The organism is Ammoniphilus sp. YIM 78166, assembly GCF_004522215.1.
GTDB lineage: Bacteria > Bacillota > Bacilli > Aneurinibacillales > RAOX-1 > YIM-78166.
In genome coordinates this window covers 214,825-227,056 of the sequence record NZ_SDLR01000006.1, presented here as the reverse complement: position 1 = coordinate 227,056, position 12,232 = coordinate 214,825, and the positions used below count along the sequence as shown (strand labels likewise).

At 44.0% G+C, this 12,232-nt stretch carries 10 protein-coding genes; 5 read left to right on the top strand and 5 right to left on the bottom strand.

Annotated features, from left to right (window positions below; all coding sequences use genetic code 11):
• Positions 1-10: 10 nt before the first annotated feature.
• The 3 genes from EIZ58_RS25720 to EIZ58_RS25710 are packed head-to-tail and all read left to right on the top strand — an operon-like array spanning position 11 to position 2,452.
• Positions 11-481 (top strand): TRAP transporter small permease, encoded by a 471-nt coding sequence (locus EIZ58_RS25720; RefSeq protein ID WP_240689428.1) that lies wholly within the window; start codon positions 11-13, stop codon positions 479-481.
• A 1-nt stretch (position 482) separates the two neighbouring features.
• A complete protein-coding gene (locus EIZ58_RS25715; protein WP_134703835.1) occupies positions 483-1,754 on the top strand; it encodes a TRAP transporter large permease in 1,272 nt (423 codons plus the stop codon).
• Positions 1,755-1,801: 47 nt separating this feature from the next.
• The gene (locus tag EIZ58_RS25710) at positions 1,802-2,452 is read left to right on the top strand and encodes a FadR/GntR family transcriptional regulator (RefSeq protein WP_134703834.1); all 651 of its coding nucleotides are present in this window, start codon (positions 1,802-1,804) and stop codon (positions 2,450-2,452) included.
• A gap of 408 nt (positions 2,453-2,860) precedes the next feature.
• Here the strand turns inward: EIZ58_RS25710 and EIZ58_RS25705 are convergent, their stop codons facing one another.
• Entirely contained in the window at positions 2,861-4,138 is a 1,278-nt protein-coding gene (locus EIZ58_RS25705) for an ATP-binding protein (RefSeq protein ID WP_134703833.1), read from the bottom strand.
• 480 nt (positions 4,139-4,618) lie between these two features.
• Between EIZ58_RS25705 and EIZ58_RS25700 the strand changes: the two genes are divergently transcribed.
• Complete coding sequence (locus EIZ58_RS25700; protein ID WP_167577971.1) at positions 4,619-6,886, top strand: S-layer homology domain-containing protein; 2,268 nt, start codon at positions 4,619-4,621, stop codon at positions 6,884-6,886.
• Positions 6,887-7,513: 627 nt separating this feature from the next.
• On the opposite strand, the gene EIZ58_RS25695 is transcribed toward EIZ58_RS25700, so the two are convergent.
• The 3 genes from EIZ58_RS25695 to EIZ58_RS25690 all read right to left on the bottom strand — a co-directional run bounded on the left by EIZ58_RS25695 (position 7,514) and on the right by EIZ58_RS25690 (position 8,748).
• Entirely contained in the window at positions 7,514-7,834 is a 321-nt protein-coding gene (locus EIZ58_RS25695) for a hypothetical protein (RefSeq protein WP_240689421.1), read from the bottom strand.
• Between the two features lie 47 nt (positions 7,835-7,881).
• Positions 7,882-8,031, bottom strand: coding sequence for a hypothetical protein (locus tag EIZ58_RS33865; protein ID WP_167577970.1), 150 nt, complete (start codon positions 8,029-8,031; stop codon positions 7,882-7,884).
• Positions 8,032-8,121: 90 nt separating this feature from the next.
• The gene (locus EIZ58_RS25690; protein WP_167577969.1) at positions 8,122-8,748 is read right to left on the bottom strand and encodes a class I SAM-dependent methyltransferase; all 627 of its coding nucleotides are present in this window, start codon (positions 8,746-8,748) and stop codon (positions 8,122-8,124) included.
• Positions 8,749-9,099: 351 nt separating this feature from the next.
• Between EIZ58_RS25690 and EIZ58_RS33860 the strand changes: the two genes are divergently transcribed.
• Positions 9,100-9,249 (top strand): hypothetical protein, encoded by a 150-nt coding sequence (locus EIZ58_RS33860; protein WP_167577968.1) that lies wholly within the window; start codon positions 9,100-9,102, stop codon positions 9,247-9,249.
• Positions 9,250-9,456: 207 nt separating this feature from the next.
• Here EIZ58_RS33860 and EIZ58_RS25685 read toward each other — a convergent pair whose 3' ends face one another.
• Complete coding sequence (locus EIZ58_RS25685; RefSeq protein WP_167577967.1) at positions 9,457-12,048, bottom strand: patatin-like phospholipase family protein; 2,592 nt, start codon at positions 12,046-12,048, stop codon at positions 9,457-9,459.
• Positions 12,049-12,232 lie beyond the last annotated feature (184 nt).

Sequence of the window (12,232 nt, the reverse complement as noted above, 5' to 3'; positions counted from 1 at the left end):
TATGGGGGTGATGGTAGCCGTGATCGTGCGTGTATTGAGTCGTCTTGATATTTATCTTTCCGTTTTGTGCTTATTACTCATCGTAGGGCTCATCTCGCTGCAGATTGTATGCCGATGGCTCAGTGTTCCCCTCACTTGGCCAGATGAGGTGGCCCGTTTCTTTCAGATTTGGATGGTGTTTCTCATCCTGAGCAGGGGGGTGCTGCACCATACGCATATTCGAATTGATTATTTCTATAACCGGCTGCCAGGCAGGGGAAAGTGGATAACAGGGCTGGTTATCCAGCTCGTAAACTTCTTCGTAACCGCTTCTGTCGCGTATTCGGCTGTCCAATACCTAGAAAAGATCTGGAGCTTAAAAAGTTCAGCTGCCGGCATCCCCATGCCTCTGTATTTCCTTCCGATCCTCGCTGGTATGCTGCTTATGGGCTTCGCTTATCTCTATCAGCTCTATATTATGATGAAAGGAAAAGAAGGATAAGATGGGACTATTTGTACTAGCGCTTTTTTTCCTGTTCGTGGGTTTCGGTGTACCCATAGGCATAGCCTTGGTTTTTCCCTCCATTCTTTACATTATCATTCAAGATATCCCTATTTCCGTTGTGGCCCAGCGCATGACCTATGCCCTGGATTCCTTTACCCTGTTAGCCGTCCCTATTTTCGTCTTTGTTGGCTCGCTGCTGAATACGACGGGCATTACGACCCGAATTTTTACCTTTGCCCAAACCCTTGTTGGACACTTTACGGGCGGGCTAGCGCACGTGAACATCTTCTCCAGCTTGATCATGTCGGGGACATCAGGATCCGCTCTCGCCGATATTGGGGGAGTGGGGAGGACGCTCATCCACGCCATGCATAAAAACGGATATAAGAAAGAGTATGCGGCCGCGGTTACGGCGGCTTCGGCTACTGTTGGCCCGATTTTTCCGCCAAGCATTCCGTTAATTATGTTTGGTGTCCTTTCTCAGACGTCCGTCATTTCTTTGCTCTTGGGAGGGATCGTCCCTGCTTTGCTTACCGTGGTATCGCTGATGCTGTTGACCGCTTGGATTGCAAAGAAGAGGAATTTTCCCAAGAGTGGGAGAAGCTCGGGTAAGGAGATCGGAAACTCCTTCCTGCGTGCCCTTCCAGCTTTACTGACGCCGGTTATTCTGATTGCTGGGATGCTGTTGGGTTATTTCAGTCCTACGGAAGCCGCCGTTGTAACGGTGGTGTACATTATGATCATTAGCCTTTTTGTTTATCGCGAGTTTAGCTTAAAAGAGTTTTTCCGTGCGGCCATAGAAGCCGTTGAGTCAACAGCCGTCATCTTATTTATGGTAGCTAGCGCGGCCTTGTTCAGTTGGGTCATTACGGTAGAGCAGGTGCCTGAGATGATCAGAGGATTCCTGCAGCTCTTTGAGTCCAATCCTATTATTTTATTATTGATCGTCAATTTGATCGTTCTGCTTGTTGGCTGCTTCTTGGAAACGATTGCCTCTCTATTTCTTCTAACGCCGTTGTTGGTTCCTGCCTTGGTGGCACAAGGCTTCGATCCGGTTCATGTGGGGCTGATCATCGTCTTTAATCTGATGATTGGACTCCTTACACCGCCGATGGGCATGTCTTTGTTTTTAAGCAGCGAGATTGCTAAAACTCCGGTTGAGCAGGTGTTGAAGGAAGTGCTCCCGTATTATCTGCCTTTGCTACTGACTCTGATGTTGATTACTTTCTTTCCATCTCTCGTATTATGGATTCCTAATCTAGTAAAGTAAGCATAAGCTAATACTACCGAAACTAAATATAGAAGGGATGAAATGGCTTGATCAAAATACAAAAAGGCACTCTCGCCCAAGAAGTGATGCAAAGTATTTTTTCCTATATCCATCAAGGCCATTTTCCTCCTGGTTCCAAGCTTCCCCCGAATGAAGAGCTGGCCAAGCAATTCGGGGTGGGCCGTTCGTCGGTTCGAGAAGCCTTGAAAGAGCTGCAGACGCTGGGGGTTGTGACGCTGAAGCACGGGGAAGGGACGTATGTCTGCTCCCCTTCCTCCGAACAAAGCCCGATGGAGTATGTAGCCGAAGTGAGAAGGATGATTGAGATCTATTCTGTTAGTGTGGGGATTGAAAAAGCCAATGAGGAGGATCTTCAAGAGCTGGCGGACTTGTATAAGCAAATGAAGCAGCATTTTGACGATGATTCCAGGTTCATTTATTATGACCGGCTTTTTCATTATAAGCTCGCGGAGATTACAAGAAACCCTATGATTACGAGTATTTTAAAATCGATTGAAATCCTTTTTGCTCAACTTCAGTCTTCTCTGATTGATTTAGAAGGGCAAAAGGAAAGAGCATTGAACGAGCATAAGAAGATCCTTGATGCCTTCTTAATGCGGGATGGGGAAAAGACGTTACAGGCGGTTTATGAGCATCATGATCATATTTTGGCTGGGTGGAAGAGGTTGTCGAAGTGAAGCCCTCTGAAATTCTGTGGACTATAGATGTAGTTTAAGGTTTGAAACTTTTAAATAAGAGCAATTGGGCTTTATGGGTCTGATACTCCTTTATTCCAGGGATTTATCGAGACCTAATTTAAAAGAGATTCAGGAAAATTAGAGGTGACTACATATTAGACATATCTAAAATGTGGTCACCTTGTTTTTCAACTCATCATGTAAGGGAGTGCTTCTCAAGTGTAGAATGAATACTTGGGCGGTGTGCACATGGATTGTTATCAGCTCTATCCCACACCAAAGTATATTAATTTGTACATAGCTACAGATGTTACAGTATCTTGAGCTCTTTTATAAATTAACTTAACTATAACCTATAGCTATACATAACAATGTTTAAATAAGCCGAACATCCTCTGGGAGTTCGGCTTAAATTATTCCATCCTGCACGGCATCGACAAAATTCGGGGAGTGACAGGCACTCTTCAAAAAGACGGAGGCGGTGGTGCCTTGGTGGGGTTGGCTGTCGATGATGAGGTGCCCGCCGTGGTTTTGGATGATGCGCTGGCTGACCATAAGGCCTAAGCCGGTTCCGTCTTCTTTTGTGGTGTAGAAGGGTTCTCCGAGTCGCTTGATTTGGCTCTCGGGGATGCCGCAGCCTTCGTCTTGAATGCGAACGCATGCCAAATTGTCATTCGCGGCTTTGAGTTCTACACGGACCTGACCCCCGTTAGGCATCGATTCCATGGCGTTTTTTAAAAGGTTAATGAACACTTGCTTAAGTTGGTTCTCGTCACATGTAACGGTAGCCTGGGTGTTGAAATGGGAAATAAATTGGATTTTACTCAAGTTCGCTTGGGACTCCAAGAAAAGGATGACGTTTTCCACGATGCTTTCCAGACGATGTTCTTTAAACTGAGTTTTTTGTGGTTTAGACAGGACCAAAAATTCACCTACAATAAAGTTGATCCGATCTAATTCCGCTAACATAATATCGGTATGATAGGGGCCAATTTTAGGTCTTAGATACTGGATGAACCCTTTGATCGTGGTTAAAGGATTCCGAATCTCATGGGCCACGCCAGCCGCTAATTGCCCGACAGCAGCCAGTTTTTCGGATTGGCGGATCAGCTCTTCCGTTTGTTTGGATTCGGAAATATCCTTGGCGATGCCATAAACACCTGTAATTTGATTATTCATAACGATGGGGATCATTTTGAGGTTGATATGGACCGTCTTGCCGTTTTTATGAACAATGCAGAGTTCACCTTCTTGCGGTTCCCCTTTAATGGTTTTACTAAATTTCCTGAGTTTGCGCCCCACATTATCTGACAGGATCAAGGAGGTAATTCCTATCTCCTGAAGTTCCTCCAGGGTATATCCGGTTATTTTCTCCGTAGCCGGATTGGTTTGAACTAGATTTCCCTTCAAATCAAACGACAAAACGGCATCCGTATTATTTAAAAACAGGGACGTATACCGATTTTCACTTTCCTCCAAACGTTGCTCCAACAGCAGCCGCTTCGCTTCCTCGAGTTGAGTTATCTTGTCAAACAATTTACTGATTAGCCAATAAAAAAAGAAGACGGAAGCCGTTCCTATATAGTCCGCTACCGGAACCCTGCCTTCTGTAAGGTAGTGAAACGAAAAGAAACCGATAGAGATCGCGAAACAAAAGATTAACACAACCCTCTTCAATAATTTCATCAGCCAGAACACCACCTTTAATCAATACACCGAACGCTATTTAATTCACGAAGAAGATCGGGGTTCCATTCCTTAGAAAAATCCACATCTCGACGGCGTTTTTAATAATCTATGCGCTTTTCTCCTATTTCAGATCTAAACTTTCGTTTATATTACTAAAGGTGCTTACGTGTTCGAGCGACCGACTTGAGGCATGGCTAGGTCTAATTAAATGAGAAGCCAAACACCCGATTCTCGAGGGAGATCGGGTGTTTTTGTCGTCCACCCCCTCTAGAATATGGTAAAATAAAGTAAAAAGTGGAATCGACAAAATTCGGGGAGTGACAGGCACTCTCTAAAAACGTGGGGGTGAGAGGGATGGGGGTTGGTAGGTGTTGGTGGTTAGGATGTTGGGTTGTGGTGGTGTTGTGTTTTAGTTGGATGTTTCAGCCCTCGGGGTTGAGGGGTGAGGATGCGAGTTTGATAGGGTTGAGGGGTTCGTTGTTTTCTTCGGTTGCTTCGGCTGCGGTGGCGGTGTCGGAGGTGAGGTTGGATGCGGCGACGGTGCCAATGCTGTATGTCAATGGGCAGGGTTCAGGGCCGAGTTCGTTTGCGTTGACGCCGCAGGTGCTACCGGTTGAGGCGGATCAAAGGGTACGGTGGTCGTCGACGAATGAGAATGTAGCGAAGGTAACGGTTTCGACCGTCAACGGGGTGGACCTTGGTGTGGTGGAAGCAGTTGCTCCGGGGAAGGCGACGATTATTGTGAGTACGATGGATGGGGGAAAGACGGCTTTTCGAGAGGTGGAGGTTTATGGGCCTGTGACGGGGATTCAACTGACCCCAGCGACGCTCACCCTGACAGCAGGAGCTTCTCCTCAAGCGTTGACGGCAACGGTTCAACCAGCGAATGCCACCCATAAAGGAGTAAACTGGGTGAGTACCAAGCCAGAGGTGGCTCAAGTAGACCAGCAAGGAAACGTGACGCCTTTGGTTGCGGGCACAACCACCATTATAGCGACCAGTACGGATGGGGGCTTTAGCAAAACCTCGGAAGTCACGGTAACGGGCGTCGCGGTTAGTCAGATTACGTTAAACCGCTCGAGTTTGACCCTGAACACGGGGACGGCCACTACGACGTTGACAGCGACGGTGACCCCTGCGAATGCGACGAATCGCACCGTCACCTGGACGTCTAGTGATCCGGCTATTGTACGGGTGGTGAATGGGGTGCTTACCCCTGTGGTTGCCGGTCGGGCCACGATTACGGCTTCCGTAGACAATGGCCGAAAGACCGCCACCTGTGAGGTCACGGTAATCTCGGGATCAGGACAAGCGAAAGATTTAGTCATGAAACGAAGCAGCTTATCTCAAGTCGAACTGTCTTGGTCCGGGACAACCGGTAGTGCTTTGGTTCAGCTTAAACGGGGGAATACGGTGGAGGAAAGCGAATGGACGAGTAGCCGAACGATTTCTTTTCACGCTTTATCCTATGATACACGATACGATGTCTATATTAATGATCGGTACCTCGATTCCTTCCGACTTCGCGATTTAACGGGTACCGCCACCATTCGGGACTTTAAAGTCCAGGTGCTCAGTCCGACTAGTGCGGAGTTAACCTGGACAGGAACCTCCGGAAGCGTTCGCGTGGAGCTCATGCGAAGCGACCGAGATTCGGTGGATGACTACAAAAGTACGTCTAATCGAGCCGTAACTTTTACCGGCTTATCTTCTAGCTCCACTTACAACGTTTATATTGCGGGCGTTTATGTGGATCGCTTTACCACCGGGCAAACGGTTCGCGGTTTCACGGTGAAGAGCCGGACGGACTCGACTGCCGAGTTTACCTGGCAGGGAACCACCGGCACCGCGCGTGTAGAACTGCGGAATGCAGCGAATCAAACGTTGTTCGATCAGTCGACGACGAGCAGCAGTATCGCGTTTACCAGCTTGCAAGAGGATACGGAATACCGGGTGTATATTAATGGAGTCTTTATCCAAACGGTTCGTACGGAGATGAAGAATAAGCCGACGAACTTTTCCGCTGCTAAAAACTTGCCACAGCGTACGATCGAGCTTCGCTGGAGTGGAACCACCGGGCCTGTCGAGGTGGTGTTGAAGAAAGATGGGGTAGCCGTTCATACAGCGACATCGAGTAATCAGCGGGCTACTTTTCGAAACGTTGCCCCTAACCAAGACTACTCGGTTTATATCAACAACCGTTATATGGAGCATGTGTCCTTAACCTTAGGCGACATTGTCTCTCATTGGGCTAAGCCAGCGATCAACCAGCTGCTAGAGAGAGGCATCGTAAATGGTTATGAGGATGGGAATTTTCTCCCGGAACGCCAGGTGAATCGCGAAGAGTTTGTGACGATGCTGGTGAATGCGAAGGGTTATTCGTTAGCTGCTGGGGGAGCGACGTTCCAGGATGTGCAGCCGGGGTATTGGGCCAACCCATTTGTGGAGACAGCTGTAGCACAGGGGATCATCCTATCTGGTGAATACCGGAGATCCTTCGAGCCACGCAAGCCCATTACCAGAGAAGAAATGGCTATTATGCTGGCTCGGGCGCAGAAGTTATCACCGGCGGCAGGGGCATTGGTGAGATTTACCGATCAAGCCCAGATAGGAAACAATGGCTTAGTTGGCGCCGTCGTCCAAGCCTCTATTATCAACGGGTACCCAGATCAAACCTTCCGACCGAAGGGTGTACTGACACGGGCGGAAGCAGCGACGGTGATACAGAAGATCGTGCAACCATAAATAGAAGCGTTGAGAATAATGAGAACACAGGGCGCTATAACGGAAACACAACCTTACCGGGCCAAAATGGTTAATCGGGTTTGCTATATTAGCTGAACATTATCATTTATCGCAAGACTGTGAGTAAAAAAGTCCTCAGCTGGTGTACAGTTGAGGACTTTTGATATTTACTTAGTTTATTATTTAACCTTGATAGATTCTTCATGTTTAACTACCAACGACGGTGCTAAACGGTACAACAATGCGTTTCGTATTTTTATCTGTATCACCTTCAATAACGACACGAAGCACGTTGTTACCGAGGGATTTGAATCTCTGGAGGAGTAGCTGGGTCTAATGCTCTTTCTCTACTTACACGAACTGATACTATACTGCTAATGTTCGGGGAGGGAGTCCGAATGAAGGGGTGATACGGACAAGGGAGAGAGAAAAAGGTGTGGGGGAGTCCGAATCCATCCAGATTATTCATAATAAGTATCTCTTGTTTTTCCCCATGCCTTATAGTTCTTCTTTAAAATCCTGCAAACTGTCCTTTTATTTACATCCGCCTCGCAGCTAGTTTTTTGTGACTATCATTCAACATGGAAGGGTTTGATTTAAATCTTTCAAGAAGTGATTGACTTGGGTTTATAAAATAATAGGGAGATCCGTGGGGGCTTGATATAAGATGCTTCGACAATGTAATTTTGCTAGAGGTTTTGGAGCAGTTGGCGGAATAGAGTTTCGCTGCGCTTTAGCTGGGAAATGGGGATTCTTGTATTCGCGACCCGTTTTCTCGGCATAATAATCACCTTCATTATTTTTTATATCCGTAAAGGTGATTACACCCCAGTATAAATAATGTTTCAATTTGAAAGTGTCAAATTTCAGCTCTCCTTCATAGCCTTTTTCAATGCTTAAATACTGATACTTTTCCTTTTCAGTTAGCTTTAATCGTAGCCATTCCAATCAAAATTAAAAAACCCCTCTATCAAAGTAGAGGGTGAAATGATCTATTAAACCGCATCTTCCCATTGCTCTTCATAGTGGCCTCTGAGAAGATCCTTAGCAAACTCTTCAATCTTAATAGAATCGAATTTCTGAAGTAGTTCTTCAAGGTCAGATGGCAGAGATGGATTTGTACTTTGAATTTTCCATTTTGACATTGGAGTTCCTCCTTCAAGAATTCACTGCTTTATTAGTATAACATGAATTAATAGTTTTGTTAACGCTTTCAACCAAAGGAGATGGGTAAATTAATACTCAGCCACTACGCAATAATATTCTATTGACTTGTTACTAAAATGTTCGATGCTGACACTCGAATAACCTACTTCTTTCAGTAAGTTTTCAACTTCCTCTGCTTCAGGTGTATACAAAGAAAACCCATATTCAGCGGATGCTCTTTGCGCCATTATGGCTTTGGAACGAAATGTAATGACTAATCTGCCCCCTGGTTTAAGCACTCGTTTTAATTCGCGCAGTGCTAGATTCGGGTCAGGCCAAAAGTAAATCGTGTTAACTGTGAATATTTTATCAAAGATCATATCGTTGTATGGAATTTCTCCAATATCCCCCTGTGCGATACGAACTCTCCCTTGCTCTATAAAAGCCTTGTTGAGTTTGGTTGCAGCCAGTACCATCGTTTCGGAAAAGTCCAATCCAAAAACATGAGTCCCCTTGACTTTTTGTGCAATTTCTGCAATATACTTACCGTTTCCGAAGCCGATTTCTAGCACATAATCTTGCTCATCAATACCGAGCAATTGAATCGTCTTTTCGTTCATTTCTGAATTGATTTTGCTCATCAATTTTCCCATTAACTTACCGATGAAGCCCTCTGGTTTTCGAGATTGGCTAGCAAGGTATGATTTTAATCCCAAATAACACCCCTCCATAGGTCACTTAGTTCAGTTTGAGACATTCTCCCGTTACCAAAGAGTATGGAGTCCCTCTGTAATTTAGAAGCCATTTTTTGCTTCACAGGATTATACCTCCACAGTCATTATGAAAGTAACGTTTGTCCTAATGAGACCAGTAGTTGATATAGTGCACCAAATGAATGAATTCTTTACGCACCCCAAATTCGCTAAGCCAAATGCCCGGGACCTGTTTTTCTCAACATTTCTGTTAGCAATATCCGCATCTAAAGCAGCAGTTTAAACAAGGGATTCGAAATTGCATGCATTCTCTAGTACAGTCATCGTCAGGAAGACCACAGTAACCAGCAAAAAATGGATAATAAGGTCGCGGTATGGCATAGGGATAAGGGAGAGGTAGAAGCGGCTGAGGTTGAAGGGTATAGGGATAAGAGAGAGGTTGGTAAGGGAGAGCCCAAGGTTGAGGTCCAGGTCCAGGAACTGGATAATATTGAACTTGATTAATAATGGGTTGTTGCTCAGAACTGTCTCGATTCAATGTAGATTCCTCCTAAGTAACCTTAGTTTCTAAGTTATTATATTTAGATGTATACTTTCTAGACAATTGTCCATATACAATTGGGTGAATACCTACCTATGAGTGGTGAGATAAGAAAATAGGTCCAAATATTTACAGCACCCTAACCTAGGGTGCTGTTTCATTCCAATTTGCTATTGTATAGGCGGATAAGGTTGCAGCATCTGTTGTGACTCATTAATTTGATAAGTAATACGATTTAAGGTATTAATGGATTCAAGTGCTTGTTCCATATTTTTTAATATTTGTTTGGTTTGATGAACCGTTTGTTCTACATTAACTAACATATCTGCCATTTCCTGAACTGTTTGTTGGAGCTGTACGATTGTTCTTGATTTTTGCAGTTTTGCACGTATAATAACATCTTGCATTTGATCAAAAAGTTCATTATGTTCAATTGGATCAATTGATGAATTCATCTTTTGCTGACTGGGTTCACTAGAAGAATTCATATTATTTTCACTTGGGTCAAAAGCTGAACTCATATTTCCTTGACTTGGATCCATGGGTGGATTCGTATTATTTTCATTTGCTTCAATAGCTGAACTTATATTTTCTTGACTTGGATCCATGGGTGGATTCATACTATTTTCACTTGGGTCAAAAGCTGAACTCATATTTTCTTGGCTTGGATCCATGGGTGAATTCATATTAAATTCATTAGCTTCAATAGTTGAACTTATATTTTCTTGACTTGGTTCATTTGAAGTATTCATTTTAACTTGACTGTTTGTGTCGAGTTGACTTAAAACATCTTCTACCCGGTTTCTTAATGCTGTTAGTTCCTCGGCAATTTCTTCCTTTCCCTTTCCTGCAAATAATTTCTCGATTGTATCTATGCCTTTAGATTTAACGCCTACTTTGATAATTTGGGTTAGGAGCTTGGGGTCCATAGCGAATTCCTCCTTGAATGGCTTCTGTGAAAATAATAAAGGGTTGCTGACATAGGCTGGAGTAGGTGGATTACCCAGATGGTTCAGCAGTGAATCCTTTGATTTTTTTTGTGCCCTCTCCAACACTTCAAGACGCCCTGAGCGCAAAAATAGACGGTCAAATGTAAGAAGATGAAATCCAATAAAGACAGACCATATCAACGAAATGAGTGCGGCTGGCAATCCGTTTAACAAAAATTGGGCAATGGAATTTTGGTAAGAAACATTTCTGCTCAAATAAAAACTAAAACCGATCATGATAAGGAAGAGGAATAGCAGTATATTTCCCTTTTTAATCGGCTCATTCATCCATTGAGTGAATCCAAAATGGTAATTGGCAACTAAGGCTGCAAAGATAAGGGCAACAACTACAGTAATGATAATCTTTACTGATCGACTTAATCTTACAGCTCTAAAGAATGGTTTACTCCCGGCTTCGAGATGTCTCTCATAAAGGGGGTCAACGATGGGAGAGGAAATCCACTGATCGATCTTAAAAAATTGGTAATGCTTTGCCCTTAAGGATGTATTGGTGACGAATTGGTTGATATTCGTCTGGTTGATTTCATAATCACTCATTTTATAGCCATCTAACATGAGAGAAAACGCTTCGATCTCCGAAAAAGAGTCTAGATCCGTACGGAACCTCGATAGAAGATCCTGGACCTCTTCATTGACTCCAAAAGCCTGACAAGGCGGTTCGGCTTTATTAAGTACGGTCTCACTTTGAAGTTTATGGTATTTATCAAAATAGGAAATTTCCCTTACGGGTAATCCTTTTCTCAGATGCAAAAGGACTACATTTTGGGAGTGTTCCTTCATAAGTCTTGTCAGCTGCTGATCGCGAATGCGATCAAAGAGGATACTGCTCGTTCGATTTATAACGTGAGGTACTTGTACCCCAGGTTCCTTTTCGTCTTTCATCGGTGATGATGCATCACTGATAATAAAATGCGTACAATTTAATTTTTTATCCAGCAGGCCAACAATCCCTTGATTATCATGTGTACCGCCGTCAACCAGCTGTACACGGACCTCATCATCGTAAAGATCGCTAATAGCCAGGGGAGCAAAAATGCCTGGCACACATGCCGAGGCAGCAACGGCTAAACCCAGTTCAATATCTTCATGTTTGTAAAGATCTTCATAGGATTCCGCTTTTTTAAGTCTAAAATTTTTATCGATTGTTTCATTGGGCTCGTTTGATTCACCCATATTTTCTGCACTAAAACGCCAGTTGTGTCCATTATTTAAGATTGTAGCGTTTAGGAGAAGAACCGGTACTTTTGCTTTTCTCGTTTTGTTTCTTTCGGATGGGTCGAAGGAAGGTCCCTCACCGAGAGGTATTATTTTTAGATCCTTCATTTTTATCGGCTCTCTATTGTCAGGGTCCAGAACATGCCGATACAAAAATTTGTCATAAAGTTCTCCAATGTAGTCGCTCCGGGAGTAGTTGGGCAGACTCATTTTTAAATTTTTTAAGGGATTGAGAAAAGTGCGAAAACGTAAATTCCGTTGAACAACCCGGAGAAAGTCAACTTCAATCCTTCCAATAATATCCTGGTAATCCTCATCTTTAATACGGCTATCTTCCTTTTCCTCGAGCAATTTTTTAACATGAAGATAGTAAAGGGCCCCGATAATGGACCCCCCCGATACGGTGGATATTACATCCACGTGCCGAAGCAAACCCAGATCAGCCATCCTTGCAAGAACCCCGAGATGATAGAATGAGGCACGAAATCCCCCTCCGGAAAGTGCCAGCCCTAACTTTTTATTATCTCCCTCCAACATAACCCCATATCTCCTTTGTCCTTGAGGATTCATGTTACTATTGTTTCTATTTTGTTTTGAAAAATTCGTTATCTTAATCTTTTTTACAAAAATTTACATAACTGGTGTTACATTTGCCTAAATATTTCTTTCATCATTACTAAAAATATGGATGGTTGAGTCAAGTTGGAGTCGATCCATATAC

What these genes read in the sequence shown, in the direction of transcription:
- EIZ58_RS25720 (WP_240689428.1), top strand. Translation starts at nt 11, where the DNA reads ATGGTAGCCGTGATCGTGCGTGTATTGAGTCGTCTTGATATTTATCTT.
- EIZ58_RS25715 (WP_134703835.1), top strand. Translation starts at nt 483, where the DNA reads ATGGGACTATTTGTACTAGCGCTTTTTTTCCTGTTCGTGGGTTTCGGT.
- EIZ58_RS25705 (WP_134703833.1), bottom strand. Translation starts at nt 4,138, where the DNA reads ATGAAATTATTGAAGAGGGTTGTGTTAATCTTTTGTTTCGCGATCTCT.
- EIZ58_RS33865 (WP_167577970.1), bottom strand. Translation starts at nt 8,031, where the DNA reads ATGTCAAAATGGAAAATTCAAAGTACAAATCCATCTCTGCCATCTGAC.
- EIZ58_RS33860 (WP_167577968.1), top strand. Translation starts at nt 9,100, where the DNA reads ATGGATAATAAGGTCGCGGTATGGCATAGGGATAAGGGAGAGGTAGAA.
- EIZ58_RS25685 (WP_167577967.1), bottom strand. Translation starts at nt 12,048, where the DNA reads ATGTTGGAGGGAGATAATAAAAAGTTAGGGCTGGCACTTTCCGGAGGG.